This is a genomic window from Pseudomonas sp. BAV 4579, from assembly GCF_009765395.1.
GTDB lineage: Bacteria > Pseudomonadota > Gammaproteobacteria > Pseudomonadales > Pseudomonadaceae > Chryseomonas > Chryseomonas aestiva.
Genome location: NZ_WHOV01000025.1, coordinates 1 through 17,843 on the forward strand (window position 1 = coordinate 1; position 17,843 = coordinate 17,843).

Here is a 17,843-nt window from a genome sequence, read left to right on the forward strand (position 1 = left end):
GTGGCGACAGTGGGACTGGAGGTGACGGGCGGCGGGATGGGCACCGGTGTCGCCACCGGAGTGCCGGGTGCCGGAGCGGAAGCTACCGTGGCCGGTCGCCGGATGATGCGACTGGAACCACTGGCGCTGGAACCGCTGCCGAAACGGATGACCTGGCCGACATGGATGACATAGGGTGCCCCGAGGCCGTTCTGGGCCGCCAGGGCACGCCATTCCCAGCCGTTGCGGGAAGCGATGGAGAACAGGGTGTCACCGCGCTTGACGCGATACTGCCCGGAAGTGACCTGGGGCACGCTGCTGCGGCCATCGCCGCGGTCGACCACCGGCGCTCGCGAGCCGTTGCTCGAGCAGCCCGCCAGCAGCAGGGCCACGAGCACCCCCGCCAGCCAGCCTGAACGTCCTCGTCCTGGAAATCCTTGCGCTCGGGCCTTCACCCGTTCCTCCCGCAGAGTCTGATCATCTACCGTCCGGCCATCCCGCCGGCCTCAAGCGGCCGCAGCCGCCAGGCAGCCTTGGAGCGCGGTACCGGGGTAACGTTCCCTGTCGCTCACTGGGCCAGGGGTCCATTGAGCAGGGGCACGAAACGGACGGCATTGAGTTCGTGGCGGACGAAGCCTTCGGCTTCGCGCACGATCAGCAGGAGCTTCTGCTCCTCGTCGACGCCTACCGGGATCACCAGGCGACCGCCGGGTGCCAGCTGGTCGAGCAGCGCCTGGGGCACTTCCCGCGCCGCGGCGGTGACGATGATGCCGTTGTAGGGCGCCAGCGCCGGCCAGCCTTCCCAGCCATCGCCCCAGCGAAACACCACGTTGCGCAGATTGAGTTCGAGCAGGCGCTCCTTGGCCCTGTCCTGCAGCGACTGGATGCGCTCCACGGAAAACACCCGCTCAACGGTCTGCGCCAGGATGGCGGTCTGGTAGCCGGAGCCGGTACCGATCTCCATGACCTTGTCCAGCGGACCGCCGGCGAGCAGCAGCTCGGTCATGCGCGCCACCATGAACGGCTGGGAAATGGTCTGGTTGTGGCCGATGGGCAGCGCCGTGTCCTCGTACGCACGATGGGCCAGGGCCTCGTCGACGAACAGGTGACGCGGCGTACGGCGGATCACCTCCAGCACCTGGGCGTTGGACAGCCCCTCTTCGTAGAGGCGCTGGATGAGGCGCTCCCGGGTGCGCTGGGAGGTCATGCCGATGCCGTGTCTTTGCATATGCTCTTGCCCCTGAGTCATGCCAGCAGCTCCGTCAGTGCCTGCAGGCCGGCGAAGCCCTCGCGGAAGGTGCGATCGAACTGCAGTGGCGTCACCGAGACATAGCCTTCCAGCACGGCATGGAAGTCGGTGCCCGGTCCGCCATCCACCGCATCGCCGGAAACCGAGATCCAGTAGCCCGCCTTTCCACGCGGATTGACCTCGCGCACCGGCGGCTTGGCCTGGGCGCGATGACCCAGGCGGGTCAGCTGCAGCCCCTTGATCTGCGCCAGCGGCAGATCCGGGATGTTGACGTTGAGGACGGTGCGCGGCGGCAGATCGAAGCGCTCGTGCAGGGCCACGATGCGGGCGGCGATCTCGGCCGCGACCGCCATGTTGTCGGCACTGCGCGACACCAGCGAGAAGGCCAGCGCCGGGCGGTTGAGGAAGCGCCCTTCCATGGCCGCGGCCACGGTACCGGAATAGAGGACGTCGTCGCCGAGGTTGGCGCCCAGGTTGATGCCGGCCACCACCATGTCCGGCGTCTCGTCCAACAGGCCATTGAGGCCGAGGTGAACGCAATCGGTAGGCGTGCCGTTGACGCCCAGGAAGCCGTTGGGCAGGCGCTGCGGATGCAGGGGGCGGTCCAGTGTCAGGGCACTGCTCACGCCGCTCATGTCATAGAGCGGCGCGACTACCTGGCACTCGTAGTCCGCACGGGCGGAGAGCGCGGCATGCAGCGCGGCGATACCGGGGGCCAGCACCCCATCGTCGTTGGCGATCAGAAGTCGCATGGATGTTCCGTCTGCCCTGCCTCGCCAAGCGTTACCAGCTCGCGAACCACTGCGGTGGCAAAACAGGCGGCCGGCAGGACGAATTCGAGTTGCAGAATGTCAGGAGCGGGATAATGCCACGTCAGGCCGCCGATGGGGAGGCGCAGGATACGCCGTTCATGCGAGAGGCCGGCACCGGCCAGCCAGGCGGGCAGCTCTCCGGCGGCCCTGGCCACCTCCTGTTCCAGGGCCGCGGCCGGACCCTGCACCAGGGATTCACCGGCACCCCACAGCGGGCCCGTGGGGTGCAGATCGAGCGCCGCCAGGCGCGGATCCGCCAGATCGGCGGCGGTCGCCGGAAAGTGGCTGCGGCTGTCGGTGAAGGCCAGCAGATCGCCCTCCTGCGCCTGATTCCAGGAGCCGTCGGCGATCCGTCCGGCCAGCACCTGATTGAACAGCCAGCTGCGCGCGGCGGACAGCGTTCGTGAACGCCGGTTGCGCTGTTCGGGCAGACGCTGCTCGCGGGCACACGCCTGGGCGTCGGCCAGATTGCCGCCCTGGTAGCCGAAGCGCTGCGGGCCGAAATAGTTGGGTACGCCGCCGGTGGCGATGGCCTGCAGCCGCGCCTCCAGCGCTGCCGGATCGGCCTGGAGCCCGGTCAGGCGCAGGCGGAAGCCATTGGCGGCATGGGCGCCCCGCTGCAGCTTGCGCCGGTGCCGACCCTGCTGGAGGATCACCAGCGTCTCGTCGCAGGCGGCTGCCAGGTCCGGATCGGCCTTGCCGGGCAGGTGCAGGCTGAACCACTGGCGGGTCAGGGCCTGGCGATCCTTGAGGCCGGCGTAGCTGATCGCCCGCTGCGGCACCCCGGCGGCACGCGCCAGGCGGCGCACGGCCTCCTCGGTGTTGAGGCCGCGCTTCTCGACCCACAGCCAGAGGTGCTCGCCATCACCGCTCAGCGGGATGTCCAGCACCTCGTCCACCTGAAAGTCCTCGGCACTGGCCTTGAGGACCGCCTGGCCGCAGGGCTCGCCATGGGCACGCGGCCCGAGCAGCTGGTCTTCGGTCATAGTGGCAGCAGCAGGGCCACGGCGTGCACGGCGATGCCCTCTTCGCGCCCGACGAAACCCAGACGCTCGGTGGTGGTGGCCTTGACGTTGACCTGGCCCAGCTCGACCTGCAGGTCCTCAGCGATGGCCTGGCGCATGGCCTCGATGTGCGGCGCCATCTTGGGTGCCTGGGCGGCGATGGTGCCGTCGACGTTACCGACCTTCCAGCCCTGTTCACGGACCAGCCCGACCACATGGCGCAGGAGCACCCGGCTGTCGGCGCCCTTGAAGCGCGGATCGGTATCGGGGAAATGCTTGCCGATGTCGCCCAGGGCGGCCGCGCCCAGCAGGGCATCGGCCAGGGCATGCAGCAGCACGTCGCCATCGGAGTGGGCGACCAGGCCGTGGTGGTGGGGAATACGAATGCCACCAAGGGTAATGAAGTCGCCCTCGCCAAAGGCGTGAACGTCGAAACCGTGACCTATGCGCATGAAGAGAGACGCCCTGGAAAATGACAGGGCGTCGATTCTACCGGCTGTGGACAGGCGCCGTCGCCCTTACGAGGTCGACAGGGCCGCCGCGTGATGCCGCAGGTGGTCGTCGATGAAGCTGGCGACGAAGAAGTAGCTGTGGTCATAGCCTGGCTGCAGCCGCAGTTCCAGCGGATGACCCGTGGCTTCCGCCGCCCGCTGCAGGGCCTGGGGCTTGAGCTGTTCGGCGAGGAAGCTGTCCTGCTCACCCTGGTCGACCAGCAGCGGCAGGCGCTCCTCGGCCTTGGCCAGCAGCGCGCAGGCATCCCACTCCGCCCAGCTGCTGCGGTCGTCACCCAGGTAGTGGGAGAACGCCTTGTGCCCCCAGGGACAATCCAGCGGATTGACGATGGGCGAGAAGGCCGACACCGAACGATAGCGCCCTGGATGGCGCAGGGCACAGATCAGGGCCCCGTGGCCGCCCATGGAATGACCGCTGACGCCGCGGCGATCCGAGACCGGGAAGTTGGCCTCGATCAGCGCCGGCAGCTCCTCCACCACATAGTCGTGCATGCGGTAATGCTTGGCCCAGGGCTGCTGGGTGGCATTGATGTAGAAGCCGGCGCCCAGGCCGAAGTCCCAGGCCTTTTCCGGGTCGTCCGGTACGCCTTCGCCGCGCGGACTGGTGTCCGGCGCCACCAGCACCAGGCCCAACTCGGCCGCCAGGCGCTGGGCGCCAGCTTTTTGCATGAAGTTCTCATCGGTGCAGGTCAGCCCCGACAGCCAGTAGAGCACCGGCAGGTCGCTGCGGGCTTCCGCCTGCGGGGGCAGGTAGACGGCGAAGGTCATGTCGCAGTCGAGGCTGCGGGCGCGATGGCGATAGCGCTTGTGCCAGCCGCCGAAACTCTTGTTGCTGGAGAGCAGTTCGAGACTCATGGTCATCTCCCGAACAGGGGGCGCCCTAGGCGCCCGCCTGGTGATCAGTAGTGAACGACGGTGCGGATGCTCTTGCCTTCGTGCATCAGCTCGAAGGCCTCGTTGATCTGCTCCAGGCCCATGGTGTGGGTGATGAAGGTGTCCAGCGGGATCTCGCCGCTCTGCGCCTTGCGTACATAACCGGGCAGCTCGCTGCGGCCCTTGACGCCACCGAAGGCGCTGCCGCGCCAGACGCGGCCGGTCACCAGCTGGAACGGCCGGGTGCTGATCTCCTGGCCGGCACCGGCCACGCCGATGATGACCGACTCGCCCCAGCCCTTGTGGCAGCACTCCAGGGCCGCACGCATCAGGTTGACGTTGCCGACGCACTCGAAGCTGTAGTCGACGCCGCCGTCGGTCAGCTCGACGATGACCTCCTGGATCGGCTTCTGGTGATCCTTGGGATTGACGAAGTCGGTGGCGCCCAGTTCGCGGGCGATGTCGAACTTGGAGGGATTGATGTCGATGGCGATGATGCGGCTGGCCTTGGCCATCTTGGCGCCGATGATGGCCGCCAGACCGATGCCACCCAGACCGAAGACCGCAACGGTGTCGCCCTCTTCCACCTTGGCGGTGTTGAGCACGGCGCCGATGCCGGTGGTCACGCCACAGCCCAGCAGGCAGACCTTTTCCAGGGGTGCCTCGGCAGGGATCTTGGCCACCGAGACCTCCGGCAGCACCGTGTACTCGGAGAAGGTCGAGCAGCCCATGTAGTGGTAGATCGGCTCGCCGTTGTAGGAGAAGCGGGTGGTGCCGTCGGGCATCAGGCCCTTGCCCTGGGTCGCGCGCACCGAGCTGCAGAGGTTGGTTTTGCCGGATTTGCAGAATTTGCACTGGCCGCATTCGGCGGTGTACAGCGGGATGACGTGATCGCCCACGGCGACCGAGGTCACGCCCTCGCCCACTGCCTCGACGATGCCACCGCCTTCGTGACCGAGGATGCAGGGAAAGACCCCCTCGGAGTCCTGGCCGGACAGGGTGTAGGCGTCGGTGTGGCAGACGCCGGTGGCGACGATGCGGATCAGCACCTCGCCGGCCTTGGGCGGCTCGACGTCCACTTCGACGATCTGCAGGGGCTCGTTGGGCGCGAAGGCTACGGCGGCGCGGGACTTGATCATGCTCGACTCCAGTAGGACGAAAAAACGAGGTGACCAGTTTAGACGCCAGAAATCCTGGAACAATCGGGCATACTGGAATTCATTTTTGCCACAGGGAAACAATGATGGATTGGGAGGGCATCGATGAGTTCGTCGCGGTGGCGAACACCTTGCATTTTGGTCAGGCTGCTGATCGCCTGGGCACCTCCACGTCCCACGTCAGCCGTCAGGTGGCAAGGCTGGAAGAGCGTCTGCAGGCGCGTCTGCTCTATCGCAGCACCCGCAGCGTCGCCCTCACCGAAGCCGGTCACACCTTTCTCCAGCACTGCCGCCGCCTGCAGGAGGCGCGCGACGAAGCCCTGCGCGAGGTCAGCGATCTCTCCAGCCAGCCCAAGGGGCTGATCCGCATGACCTGCGCCGTGACCTATGGCGAACGCTTCGTCGTGCCCCTGGTCAACGATTTTCTCGCCCGCCATCCCGAGGTGAGCCTGGAACTAGACCTGACCAACCGCACCGTCGACCTCCTGCACGAGGGCTACGATCTGGCCATCCGCCTGGGCCGCCTGGCCGACTCGCGTCTAGTGGCGACGCGCCTGGCGCCACGAGAGCTCTATCTGTGCGCCGCGCCCAGCTATCTGGAACGCTTCGGCGCGCCCCATACCCTGTCCGAGCTGAGTCGCCATCGTTGCCTGGTGGGTACCAGCGACATCTGGAGCTTTCGCGAAAACGAGCGCGAGGTGCTGCACCGGGTGCAGGGCTCCTGGCGCTGCAACAGCGGCCAGGCGGTGCTCGACGCCGCCCTGCGCGGCTTCGGTCTGTGCCAGCTGCCGGACTACTACGTGCAGCCACATCTGGCCCGCGGCGAGCTGCGCGCCCTGCTGGACAATCGTCAGCCACCCAACAGCGCGGTCTGGGCGCTTTATCCGCAGCGACGCTTTCTCTCGCCGAAGATTCGCCTGCTGGTGGAGCACCTCAAGCAGGGCCTGGGCACCCCGCGCCCAGTGGCTCGCCACCCAGCGGGTTGAGCGCAGCGAGCGAGGCTTTTCAGCGATGGGCGCTGCGGGCCTGGATCCTAGGCCTCGGCGAAGACCTGTTGCAGTCGCTGCAGGTCTTCGGGGGTGGTGACCTTGATGTTGTCCACCCGGCCCTCGACCAGACGCGGCGCATGCCCGGCCCATTCCATCGCCGACGCCTCGTCAGTGATGGCGGCGCCCGCTGCCAGGCCGGCGCTCAGGGCGTCACGCAGGGCACCGAGACGGAACATCTGCGGCGTATAGGCCAGCCAGACCTGGCTGCGATCCACGGTTTCGCTCACCCGGCCATCGCGGCCAACGCGCTTGAGGGTATCCCGCGCCGGTACGCCCAGGAGGCCACCCACCGGGTCCTGGGCCAGTTCGGCCAACAGCCGGTCAAGATCCTCGCGACGGAGATTGGGTCTCGCGGCATCGTGCACCAGCACCCAGTCGCCATCGGTGGCGCCCTGCTCGCTCAGCAGCAGCAGCAGGCCACCGAGTACCGATTCGGCGCGCTCGCGACCGCCCGGGGCGCGCAGGATGCGAGCATCGCGGGCGCAGGCCAGCGTCGGCCACCAGGGATCTTCCGGCGCCAGGCTCACCGCCAGGCCACGCAGGCGCGGATGGTCGAGAAAACAGTCGAGGGTGCGCTCCAGCAGACTGCGGCCGCACAGGTCGAGGTATTGCTTGGGTCGGTCGGCACGCATCCGCGCACCCACGCCCGCGGCGGGGATGACCGCCCAGAAGGAAGGCAGAAGGGACATTATTTGGATTGCAGAAAGAGGGTTTCGCCTTGTTTGACCATGCCGAGTTCGTGGCGGGCACGCTCCTCGACGGTCTCCATGCCTTTCTTGAGCTCGACGACCTCGGCTTCGAGGATCTCGTTGCGCTCCAGCAGGCGCTTGTTCTCACCATTCTGGTCGGCGATCTGCTGCTTGAGTTCGCGCACCTGGGCGAAGCTGCCATCACCGACCCACAGGCGATACTGAAGACCGCCGAGCAGCAGGAGCAGGAAGGGGAACAGCCAGTAGGGACTTCGCATGGGAGATAACGGATTCGCGGACGGCGGATGCCGCAAAGGCGGCGGCAGAGACGAAAACAGGATAGAAGCCCAGCTCTACGCTTGTAAACTGGGCATCTATCCTGTGGTCCGTCGGACGTGGCGGGAGGCGCCGACGCGAGTCAGTGCCTCCCCGGTCGCACAGCCCTTAGCTGCGGAACTCGGCACGGCCGTGGTAAGGCGCCTTGGCACCCAGCTGCTCTTCGATGCGCAGCAGCTGGTTGTACTTGGAGACGCGATCGGAGCGGCACAGCGAACCGGTCTTGATCTGACCGGCGGCGGTGCCCACGGCCAGGTCGGCGATCGTGGAGTCTTCGGTCTCGCCGCTGCGGTGGGAGATCACCGCGGTGTAGCCGGCGGCCTTGGCCATCTGGATGGCTTCCAGGGTCTCGGTCAGGGAGCCGATCTGGTTGAACTTGATCAGGATCGAGTTACCGATGCCCTTCTCGATGCCTTCCTTGAGGATCTTGGTGTTGGTGACGAACAGGTCGTCGCCCACCAGCTGCACCTTGCTGCCGATCTTGTCGGTCAGCGCCTTCCAGCCGGCCCAGTCGGACTCGTCCATGCCATCTTCGATGGAGATGATCGGGAATTGCTCGGTCAGCCCGGCCAGGTAGTCGGCGAAACCGTTGGCGTCGAAGGCCTTGCCCTCGCCGGACAGGTCGTACTGGCCGTCCTTGTAGAATTCGCTGGAAGCGCAGTCCAGGGCCAGGGTCACGTCGGTGCCCAGCGTGTAGCCGGCGTTCTTCACCGCTTCGGCGATGGCAGCCAGGGCATCGGCGTTGGAAGCCAGGTTCGGCGCGAAGCCGCCTTCGTCACCCACGGAGGTGCTCAGGCCCCGGGCCTTGAGCACGGCTTTGAGGTGGTGGAAGATCTCGGCACCTACGCGCAGGGCATCGGCAAAGCTCTTGGCGCCGACCGGCTGGACCATGAATTCCTGGATGTCGACGTTGTTGTCGGCATGCTCGCCGCCATTGATGATGTTCATCATCGGCACCGGCATGGAGTACTGACCGGGGGTGCCGTTCAGGTTGGCGATGTGGGCGTAGAGCGGCAGGTCCTGGTCTTCGGCAGCGGCCTTGGCGGCCGCCAGGGACACGGCCAGGATGGCGTTGGCGCCCAGCTTGGCCTTGTTCTCGGTACCGTCCAGCTCGATCATGGCGCGGTCCAGGGCCTTCTGGTCGCTCGGATCCTTGCCCAGCAGCAGGTCACGGATCGGGCCGTTGATGTTGCCGACGGCCTTCAGCACGCCCTTGCCCAAATAACGGCTCTTGTCGCCGTCGCGCAGCTCCAGTGCCTCGCGCGAACCGGTGGACGCGCCGGACGGCGCGGTGGCGCGACCGACGATACCATTGTCGAGGATAACGTCCGCTTCAACGGTGGGGTTGCCGCGGGAATCCAGGACTTCACGTCCCTTGATGTCGACGATGTTAGCCATTTTTGTATCGATCTCCATGTTACCGGTCATTGACGGATCAGCCTTCGGCTGCGCCAAGGGCTTTTGGTTCAAGCCACCACTACGAGCCTGTCCAAAATTTGCTACGCGTTGGCCACACTGCGTTGAAAAGGCCCTCGGAATGCTCATTTACCAATCGTAAACTCCGCTTCCTCAGGCCTTTTCGCCTTGTTTGGCTCTAGCTCGCAAAATTTTGAATAGGCTCTCAGGCAGTTTCGATCGGCGTGAACGACTTCACCAGCTCGTCCAGCGCCTTGAGCTGGGCCAGGAAGGGCTCCAGCTTCTCCAGGCGCAGGGCACAGGGGCCGTCGCACTTGGCATGTTCGGGATCCGGATGGGCTTCGAGGAACAGACCGGCCAGGCCCTGGCTCATGCCGGCCTTGGCCAGGTCGGTGACCTGGGCGCGGCGGCCGCCGGCGGAATCGGCGCGACCGCCCGGCATCTGCAGGGCATGGGTCACGTCGAAGAACACCGGGTAGCCGAAGCTCTTCATGACGCCGAAGCCGAGCATGTCGACCACCAGGTTGTTGTAGCCGAAGGAGGAGCCCCGCTCGCAGAGGATCAGCTGGTCGTTGCCGGCTTCTTCGCACTTGGCGAGGATGTGCTTCATCTCCTGGGGCGCGAGGAACTGCGCCTTCTTGATGTTGATCACGGCATCGGTCTTGGCCATGGCCACCACCAGGTCGGTCTGCCGTGAGAGAAAGGCCGGCAGCTGGATGATGTCGCACACCGCTGCCACCGGAGCCGCCTGGTAGGGCTCGTGGACGTCGGTGATCACCGGCATGCCAAAGGTGGCCTTGAGCTCTTCGAAGATGCGCAGGCCGGCTTCCATGCCCGGACCGCGATAGCTGGTCACCGAGGAGCGGTTGGCCTTGTCGAAGCTGGCCTTGAAGACATAGGGGATGCCCAGCTTCTCGGTCACCTTGACGTATTGCTCGCAGACCTGCATGGCCAGGTCACGGGATTCCAGCACGTTCATGCCGCCGAACAGCACGAAGGGCTTGTCGTTGGCGATCTCGATGTTGCCGACGCGGACGATCTTCTGCACGGTCATGCTCAATCCTTCTTGGCGTAACGCAGGGCGGCGTTGACGAAGCCGCTAAACAGCGGATGGCCGTCACGCGGGGTGGAGGTGAATTCCGGGTGGAACTGGCAGGCGACGAACCAGGGATGGTCCGGGGCTTCCACCACCTCCACCAGGGCGCCGTCGCCCGAGCGACCGGAAATCTTCAGGCCGGCGGCCTGGATCTGCGGCAGCAGGTTGTTGTTGACCTCGTAGCGGTGACGATGGCGCTCGACGATGACGTCCTGGCCGTAGCAGTCGTGCACCAGGGTGCCTTCGCTGAGCTGGCACTCCTGGGCGCCCAGACGCATGGTGCCACCCAGGTCGGAGCCTTCGGTGCGGATCTCGGTGGCGCCGGTGGCGTCCTGCCACTCGGTGATCAGGCCGACCACCGGGTGCCCGCTGGCCTTGTCGAACTCGGTGGAGTTGGCGTCCTTCCAGCCCAGCACGTTACGGGCGAATTCGATGACCGCCACCTGCATGCCCAGGCAGATGCCCAGGTAGGGAATCTTGTTCTCGCGGGCGTACTGCACGGTGGCGATCTTGCCTTCCACGCCGCGCAGGCCGAAGCCGCCGGGAACCAGGATGGCGTCCACGCCCTTGAGCAGATGGGTGCCCTGCTGCTCGATGTGTTCGGAGTCGATATAGCGCAGGTTGACCTTGGTGCGGCTCTGGATGCCGGCGTGGGTCATGGCCTCGATCAGCGACTTGTAGGCGTCGAGCAGCTCCATGTACTTGCCGACCATGGCGATGGTGACTTCCTGCGCGGGGTTGAGCTTGGCGTCCACCACGCGATCCCACTCGGACAGATCGGCCGGCTTGCACTCCAGGCCGAAGCGCTCGATGACGAACTCGTCGAGGCCCTGGGCATGCAGCACGGAAGGAATGCGGTAGATGGTGTCGACGTCTTCCAGGGAGATGACCGCGCGCTCTTCGACGTTGGTGAAGAGCGCGATCTTGCGACGCGAGGAGCTGTCGACGGTGTGGTCGGAACGGCAGATCAGCACATCGGGCTGCAGGCCGATGGAGCGCAGCTCCTTGACCGAATGCTGCGTCGGCTTGGTCTTGGTCTCGCCGGCGGTGGCGATATAGGGCACCAGGGTCAGGTGCATCAGCATGGCGCGGCGCGCCCCGATCTCCACCCGCAACTGGCGGATGGCTTCGAGGAAGGGCTGCGATTCGATGTCGCCGACGGTACCGCCGATCTCCACCAGGGCCACGTCGGCATCGCCAGCGCCCTTGATGATGCGTCTCTTAATCTCGTCGGTGATGTGCGGGATCACCTGCACGGTGGCGCCCAGGTAGTCGCCGCGGCGCTCCTTGCGCAGGACGTCCATGTAGATGCGACCGGTGGTGAAGTTGTTGTTCTGGGTCACGGTGGTGCGGATGAACCGCTCGTAGTGACCCAGGTCCAGGTCGGTCTCGGCGCCGTCATGGGTGACGAACACCTCGCCGTGCTGGAAGGGACTCATGGTGCCGGGATCCACGTTGATGTAGGGATCCAGCTTAAGCATGGTGACCTTCAGCCCTCTCGCTTCCAGAATGGCGCCCAGGGAAGCCGAGGCGATGCCTTTCCCCAAAGAAGAAACAACACCGCCCGTGACGAAAATAAAGCGCGTCATGAAAATTCCTAGAATCTGCGTTGAGGCGGAGAGCCGCCGATGAAAGCGAGAGCGGTCGGCCTGGCGCCAGACCAATGCACACCGTCCACTCGGAGCGAGCGGAAAATGCGGTATAAGACGGGAGCGTAGTCTAGCCTAAAGGTCATCCCAGCTCAAACCCACCCATGCCGTCTGCGGGCTGCCACTCAAGCCGCCCTCCCCCTGGCAGAGCACTCAGACCGGGCAGATTGGCCACGGCCAGCAGTTCGTCGCCGCGCCAGAGCAGCGGCAATCGGCCGCGCAGGAAAGGCGGGACCTCCCGCTCGTTGAGCAGGCGCTTGAGATCGCGACTGCCGCGACCGGCTAAGACCAGCCGCTCGCCACCCTGGCGATAGCCGATTCGCCAGCCGGCTTCGGCGCTCTGCCCAATAAAGATCAGGCGGCCATTGCCCTTCAGTTCCAGGGTGCTGACCCGAGCGGCGACCGGCTGGGGAGAGGGCATGACCTGCCAGGCGTCCGGCACCCACCAGATCCGCCCGGCCCCACGGCGCAGACTGCCGCCTTCGAGGCGCCAGACAGGATCGCTGGCCGCGCCCGCCTCGCGCACTGCCTGCCAGCCGGCCCAATGGGCGCTGTCGGGCTGACGCGTCAGCGCAGCCAGCCAGGCGCGCAGGGCATTGCGCTGGCGGGCCTCGCTCAAGCGCTGCAAGGACGCCAGGGCCAGACTGGGCAAGGGAATCCAGGAGAAAGGCTGGGCGACGAGTCGGGCCTGCTGCAGATCCAGGCTGGCCAGTTCGCCGAGCAGTTCGTCGGCTTCGGCCAGGTGACGGGCGCTGCGCGCCATGACCTGATCGACCCCCGGCCAGCGCTGGCGCAGCCGTGGCAGCACCTTATGTCTCAGGTAATTGCGATCCAGCCCGGTATCGGCATTGCTGGGGTCTTCGATCCAGTCCAGCCCTTCGGCTTCGGCATAGGCCAGCAGTGTGGCGCGGGGCTCGTCCAGCAGCGGGCGCCAGAGGCGCCCGGCCGCCAGCGATCGGGTCTCCGGCATGCCGGCGAGGCCCTTCACGCCTGCGCCGCGTACCAGTCGCTGCAACAGGGTCTCCAGCTGATCGTCACGATGCTGGCCCAGCACCAGGCAGCCATCCTCCGGCAGCACCCGGGCGAAGGCGGCATAGCGCGCTTCGCGAGCGGCCCGCTCGAGACTGGCGGCGCCATCGGTGCGGACGTGCAGGACAGCGAGAGGAATGCCCAGCCCTTGGCAGACCCTGGTGCAATGCGCGACCCAGGCATCCGCCGCGGCCTGCAGGCCGTGGTGCACATGCACCGCCTGCAGGTCGACCAGCAGGCCGCGCGCGCGCAGTCGCGCGCAGAGGTGCAGGAGAACGGTGGAGTCGAGTCCGCCGGAGAAGCCCACCTGCCACTGACGGGTGGGCGGCTGCCGCTCGAGGCGGGCGTGCAGCCGGTCCAGCAGACTCATGGCCGAGCTATCAGGAAATGCCGTAGCTCATCAGGCGCTTGTAACGACGATCCAGCAGCGCCGGCAGGTCGTAGCCCTTGAGCTCGTCCAGCTGCTCCAGCAGTGCGCTGCGCAGGCTGTTGGCCATGGTCTGGGGATCGCGATGGGCACCGCCCAGGGGCTCGTCGATCACCTGGTCGACGATGTTCAGGCTTTTCAGCCGCTCGGCGGTGATGCCCATGGCCTCGGCGGCATCGGGGGCCTTCTCGGCGGTCTTCCACAGAATGGAGGCGCAGCCTTCCGGCGAGATCACCGAGTAGGTGGAATGCTGCAGCATGTTGAGCTGGTCGCAGACGCCAATGGCCAGGGCGCCACCGGAACCACCCTCGCCGATCACGGTGGCGATGATGGGGGTCTTCAGGCGCGCCATGACCCGCAGGTTCCAGGCGATGGCCTCGCTCTGGCCACGCTCTTCGGCGTCGATGCCCGGGTAGGCGCCGGGGGTATCGATGAAGGTCAGGATGGGCATCTTGAAGCGCTCGGCCATTTCCATCAGGCGGCAGGCCTTGCGATAGCCTTCCGGACGCGGCATGCCGAAGTTGCGGCGAACCTTCTCGCGCACCTCACGGCCCTTCTGGTGACCGATGATCATCACCGGACGACCTTCCAGGCGGGCGATGCCACCGACGATGGCCGGATCGTCGGCGAAGTGGCGGTCACCGTGCAGCTCTTCGAAATCGCTGAACAGGTAGCTGATGTAGTCGAGGGTATAGGGACGCAGCGGATGCCGGGCCAGACGGGCCACCTGCCAGCTGGACAGGTCGCTGAAGATGCTCTTGGTGAGCGCCTGACTCTTCTCCTGCAACCGGGCGATCTCGTCACTGATGTTCAGCGCATTGTCGTTACCGACCAGTCGAAGTTCTTCGATCTTGGCCTGGAGATCGGCGATGGGCTGTTCGAAATCGAGATAGTTCGGGTTCATGGGCATCCGTTATTGCAATCTAGAGCCAGGGGCCGGGGCGCCTACCTTAAGGGATCGGACGGGACAGGTCGAGACTCCTGCCACGTCACCGGCACCCGCCGCTGGCGAGGGTTGGGACGGAGCGCACGAGGCGCTCGGACTTAACGATAGTTCAGAAAGACGTTCTCCCTGCCGAACTGGTCACGCAGGGTTTGAATCAGGCCATCGGCCGGGTCGATCCGGTAGTTCTCGCCGAACTGCAGCAGCGCCCGCGCGGTGGGCCCCTGGTAGTCGATGGTGACCGGACAGGCGCCTCGATGGCGACCGCACAACTCGCCCAGCCAGCGCAGCCGATCGCCGGCCAGCGCCTCGCTGCGCACGGCGATCCTGAGGCTTTCCGCCAGGGCGGTCCGGGCTTCTTCCAGCCCCAGCACGCGCTTGGCGCGCAGGCGCAGCCCACCGGAAAAATCGTCCTGGCTGACCTCACCCTCGACGATCACCAGGGCATCGGTCTGCAACAGCGCCTGGGCGGCATTGAAGGCTTCGGCGAACAGCGAGGCTTCGATGCGCCCGGAGCGATCGTCCAGGGTGACGAAGCCCATCTTGTCGCCGCGCTTGTTCTTCATCACCCGCAGGTTGACGATCAGCCCAGCCACGGTCTGGGTTTCGCGCGAGGGCTTGAGGTCGACGATGCGCTGACGCGCCAGCCGCCGGACCTCGCCTTCGTATTCCTCGATGGGGTGGCCGGTCAGGTACAGCCCCAGGGTTTCCTTTTCCCCGCGCAGACGCTCCTTGAGATTGAGCTCGCGGGCGCGCCGGTGGTTGGCGTAGACATCGGCCTCGGGTTCGGCGAAGACGCCACCAAAGAGATCCACGTGACCACTGTTGTGGCTACGGGCGGTCTGCTCGGCCGAGGCGATGGCCTCTTCCATGGCCGCCAGCAGCACGGCGCGATTCTGGTCGATGGTCGCCTGATAGGCCTTGAGCTCATCGTGGTAATGCGGCCCCAGGCGGTCCAGGGCCCCGGAGCGGATCAGGGCTTCCAGGGTGCGCTTGTTGATGCGCTTGAGATCCACCCGCGCGCAGAAGTCGAAGAGATCCTTGAAAGCCCCTTCGGCACGCGCCTCGACGATGGCCTCCACCGGGCCCTCACCCACGCCCTTGATGGCGCCCAGGCCGTAGACGATGCGCCCGCCCTCGTTCACGGTGAACTTGAACTCGGAGATGTTCACGTCCGGCGTATCGATGCGCAGCTTCATGTGGCGGCATTCCTCGATGAGGATCACCACCTTGTCGGTGTTGTGCATGTCCGCCGACAGCACCGCGGCCATGAAGGGCGCCGGATAGTGGGTCTTCAACCAAGCGGTCTGGTAGGAAACCAGGCCGTAGGCGGCCGAGTGCGACTTGTTGAAGCCGTAACCGGCGAATTTCTCCACCAGGTCGAAGATGTTGCCCGCCAGCTCCCCATCGATGCCGTTGTTGGCGCAGCCCTCGATGAAGCCGCCGCGCTGCTTGGCCATCTCCTCGGGCTTCTTCTTGCCCATGGCCCGGCGCAGCATGTCCGCCTGGCCGAGGGTGTAGCCACCCATGACCTGGGCGATCTGCATCACCTGTTCCTGGTAGAGGATGATGCCGTAGGTGGGCGCCAGCACCGGCTGCAGGCCGTCGTACTGGTAGTCCGGATGCGGATAGGCCAGCTCGGCGCGGCCGTGCTTGCGGTTGATGAAGTCGTCCACCATGCCCGACTGCAGCGGACCGGGGCGGAACAGCGCCACCAGGGCGATGAGGTCTTCGAGGCAGTCCGGCTTGAGCTTCTTGATCAGCTCCTTCATGCCGCGGGATTCCAGCTGGAAGACGGCAGTGGTCTCGGCCTTCTGCAGCAGGGCGTAGGTCGGCTTGTCGTCCAGCGGGATGAAGTCGATGTTGAGCGGCTCGCGCCCCTCCTCCACTTCCGTGCGGTTGATGGTCTCCAGCGCCCACTTGATGATGGTCAGGGTACGCAGACCGAGGAAGTCGAACTTGACCAGGCCGGCCTGCTCGACGTCGTCCTTGTCGAACTGGGTCACCAGGCCGTTGCCGTCCTCGTCGCAGGCGATGGGCGAGAAGTCGGTCAGCTTGGTCGGCGCGATCACCACGCCCCCGGCGTGCTTGCCGGTGCCGCGGGTGATGCCCTCGAGCTTGAGGGCCATGTCCCAGATTTCCTTGGCGTCCTCGTCGGTCGCCAGGAAGTCGCGCAGCACCTCTTCCTGCTCGAAGGCCTTCTGCAGGGTCATGCCCACTTCGAAGGGGATCATCTTCGACAGGCGATCGGCCAGGCCATAGGACTTGCCCTGCACCCGCGCCACGTCGCGCACCACCGCCTTGGCCGCCATGGTGCCGAAGGTGATGATCTGGCTCACCGCCTCGCGGCCGTACAGGTCGGCCACGTACTCGATCACCCGGTCGCGACCGTCCATGCAGAAGTCGACGTCGAAGTCGGGCATGGAGATCCGTTCGGGGTTGAGGAAGCGCTCGAACAGCAGGTCATAGGCCAGCGGATCGAGGTCGGTGATCTTCAGCACATAGGCCACCAGGGAGCCGGCACCCGAGCCCCGGCCGGGGCCGACCGGCACGCCGTTGTTCTTCGCCCACTTGATGAAGTCCATCACGATGAGGAAGTAACCGGGGAAGCCCATCTGGATGATGATGTCGAGCTCGAAGTTGAGTCGGTCGACATACTCCTGGCGCTTCTCTTCGTAGTTCGGCGTGGTCTCGCGCGGCCAGAGCACGGCCAGGCGCTCTTCCAGGCCCTCGAAGGACACATGGCGCAGGTAGTCGTTGATGGTCATCCCGTTGGGAATCGGGAAGTTGGGCAGGAAATACTTGCCCAGCTGGATCTCGATGTTGCAGCGCTTGGCGATCTCGACGGTATTTTCCAGCGCCTCGGGCAGGTCGCTGAACAGCTCGGCCATCTCGGCCGCCGACTTCAGGTACTGCTGGTCGCTGTACTTGCGCTCGCGACGGGGATCGTCCAGCGGGCGGCCCTCGCCGATGCAGACGCGGGTCTCGTGGGCCTCGAAGTCCTCGGCCTTGAGAAAGCGCACGTCGTTGGTCGCCACCAGGGCGCCACCGCAGCGATCGGCCAGGGCCACGGCGGCATGCAGGTGCTCTTCGTCACCGACGCGCTCGGTGCGCTGCACCTCCAGATAGAAGCGCTCCTGGAAGACCTGCTGCCATTCCGCGAACAACTGGTCGGCCAGGGCCAGGTCGCCTTCGAGCAGCGCCAGGCCGATCTCGCCTTCCTTGGAACCGGACAGGGCGATCAGGCCTTCGCTGGCTTCCTTGACCCAGTCGCGCTGGATGACGATCTGGCCATCCTGCTGACCTTCCTGGAAGCCCCGCGACAGCAGCTCGGTGAGGTTGCGATAGCCCTTGGCGTTCATGACCAACAGGGTCATGCGGCTCAGCGGCGCATCGCCATCGCGACCGGCCAGCCAGATGTCGGCGCCGGCGATGGGCTTGATCCCGGCGCCCATGGCGGCCTTGTAGAACTTGACCAGGGAACAGAGGTTGCCCTGGTCGGTCACCGCCACGGCCGGCATTCCGGCCGCTTCGGCGGCCTTGACCAGCCCCTTCACCCGCACGATCCCGTCGACCAGGGAGTATTCCGTGTGCAGACGCAGGTGGACGAAGGATGCGGACAT

General features: G+C 66.0%; 16 protein-coding genes. 1 reads left to right on the forward strand and 15 read right to left on the reverse strand.

Annotated elements, in window-relative coordinates; all coding sequences use genetic code 11:
• From GSQ95_RS07665 to GSQ95_RS07695, 7 genes are all read right to left on the reverse strand, one after another.
• The coding region (locus GSQ95_RS07665) for a LysM domain-containing protein (protein ID WP_256664496.1) at nt 1–371 on the reverse strand (371 nt) is incomplete at its 3' end.
• Between the two features lie 176 nt (nt 372–547).
• Nucleotides 548–1,186 (reverse strand): protein-L-isoaspartate(D-aspartate) O-methyltransferase, encoded by a 639-nt coding sequence (locus tag GSQ95_RS07670; RefSeq protein ID WP_007159462.1) that lies wholly within the window; start codon nt 1,184–1,186, stop codon nt 548–550.
• Between the two features lie 38 nt (nt 1,187–1,224).
• A complete protein-coding gene (gene surE / locus GSQ95_RS07675) occupies nt 1,225–1,980 on the reverse strand; it encodes a 5'/3'-nucleotidase SurE (protein ID WP_158892295.1) in 756 nt (251 codons plus the stop codon).
• Nucleotides 1,968–3,026 (reverse strand): tRNA pseudouridine(13) synthase TruD, encoded by a 1,059-nt coding sequence (gene truD / locus GSQ95_RS07680; RefSeq protein ID WP_158892293.1) that lies wholly within the window; start codon nt 3,024–3,026, stop codon nt 1,968–1,970. The genes surE and truD overlap by 13 nt, the downstream gene beginning before the upstream one ends.
• The gene (gene ispF, locus GSQ95_RS07685) at nt 3,023–3,496 is read right to left on the reverse strand and encodes a 2-C-methyl-D-erythritol 2,4-cyclodiphosphate synthase (protein ID WP_058766625.1); all 474 of its coding nucleotides are present in this window, start codon (nt 3,494–3,496) and stop codon (nt 3,023–3,025) included. Before ispF ends, truD begins: the two co-directional genes overlap by 4 nt.
• Nucleotides 3,497–3,562: 66 nt before the next feature.
• Entirely contained in the window at nt 3,563–4,417 is an 855-nt protein-coding gene (fghA, locus tag GSQ95_RS07690) for an S-formylglutathione hydrolase (RefSeq protein ID WP_166655863.1), read from the reverse strand.
• Between the two features lie 38 nt (nt 4,418–4,455).
• Nucleotides 4,456–5,568, reverse strand: coding sequence for an S-(hydroxymethyl)glutathione dehydrogenase/class III alcohol dehydrogenase (locus GSQ95_RS07695; RefSeq protein WP_158892291.1), 1,113 nt, complete (start codon nt 5,566–5,568; stop codon nt 4,456–4,458).
• Nucleotides 5,569–5,669: 101 nt separating this feature from the next.
• On the opposite strand from GSQ95_RS07695, the gene GSQ95_RS07700 reads away from it, so the two are divergent.
• Nucleotides 5,670–6,572: a LysR substrate-binding domain-containing protein gene (locus tag GSQ95_RS07700; protein ID WP_158892289.1), complete on the forward strand. Its 903-nt coding sequence runs from the start codon at nt 5,670–5,672 to the stop codon at nt 6,570–6,572.
• Nucleotides 6,573–6,619: 47 nt separating this feature from the next.
• Here the strand turns inward: GSQ95_RS07700 and ispD are convergent, their stop codons facing one another.
• The 8 genes from ispD to dnaE all read right to left on the reverse strand — a co-directional run bounded on the left by ispD (nt 6,620) and on the right by dnaE (nt 17,843).
• The gene (ispD, locus tag GSQ95_RS07705; RefSeq protein WP_158892287.1) at nt 6,620–7,324 is read right to left on the reverse strand and encodes a 2-C-methyl-D-erythritol 4-phosphate cytidylyltransferase; all 705 of its coding nucleotides are present in this window, start codon (nt 7,322–7,324) and stop codon (nt 6,620–6,622) included.
• Nucleotides 7,324–7,602, reverse strand: a complete 279-nt coding sequence (locus tag GSQ95_RS07710; protein ID WP_007159473.1) for a septum formation initiator family protein — start codon at nt 7,600–7,602, stop codon at nt 7,324–7,326. The genes ispD and GSQ95_RS07710 overlap by 1 nt, the downstream gene beginning before the upstream one ends.
• Nucleotides 7,603–7,768: 166 nt before the next feature.
• Nucleotides 7,769–9,058, reverse strand: a complete 1,290-nt coding sequence (gene eno / locus GSQ95_RS07715; protein WP_158892285.1) for a phosphopyruvate hydratase — start codon at nt 9,056–9,058, stop codon at nt 7,769–7,771.
• A gap of 223 nt (nt 9,059–9,281) precedes the next feature.
• Nucleotides 9,282–10,130 (reverse strand): 3-deoxy-8-phosphooctulonate synthase, encoded by an 849-nt coding sequence (kdsA, locus tag GSQ95_RS07720; RefSeq protein ID WP_158892283.1) that lies wholly within the window; start codon nt 10,128–10,130, stop codon nt 9,282–9,284.
• A gap of 2 nt (nt 10,131–10,132) precedes the next feature.
• On the reverse strand, nt 10,133–11,761 hold the full coding sequence (locus GSQ95_RS07725; protein WP_158892280.1) for a CTP synthase: 1,629 nt from the start codon (nt 11,759–11,761) through the stop codon (nt 10,133–10,135).
• A 142-nt stretch (nt 11,762–11,903) separates the two neighbouring features.
• Nucleotides 11,904–13,220 carry a tRNA lysidine(34) synthetase TilS gene (gene tilS / locus GSQ95_RS07730; protein ID WP_158892278.1) on the reverse strand — a complete coding sequence of 439 codons (1,317 nt, stop codon included), beginning with the start codon at nt 13,218–13,220 and terminating at the stop codon, nt 11,904–11,906.
• 10 nt (nt 13,221–13,230) lie between these two features.
• Nucleotides 13,231–14,181 (reverse strand): acetyl-CoA carboxylase carboxyltransferase subunit alpha, encoded by a 951-nt coding sequence (locus GSQ95_RS07735; RefSeq protein ID WP_133859810.1) that lies wholly within the window; start codon nt 14,179–14,181, stop codon nt 13,231–13,233.
• A gap of 140 nt (nt 14,182–14,321) precedes the next feature.
• Complete coding sequence (dnaE, locus tag GSQ95_RS07740; protein ID WP_158892276.1) at nt 14,322–17,843, reverse strand: DNA polymerase III subunit alpha; 3,522 nt, start codon at nt 17,841–17,843, stop codon at nt 14,322–14,324.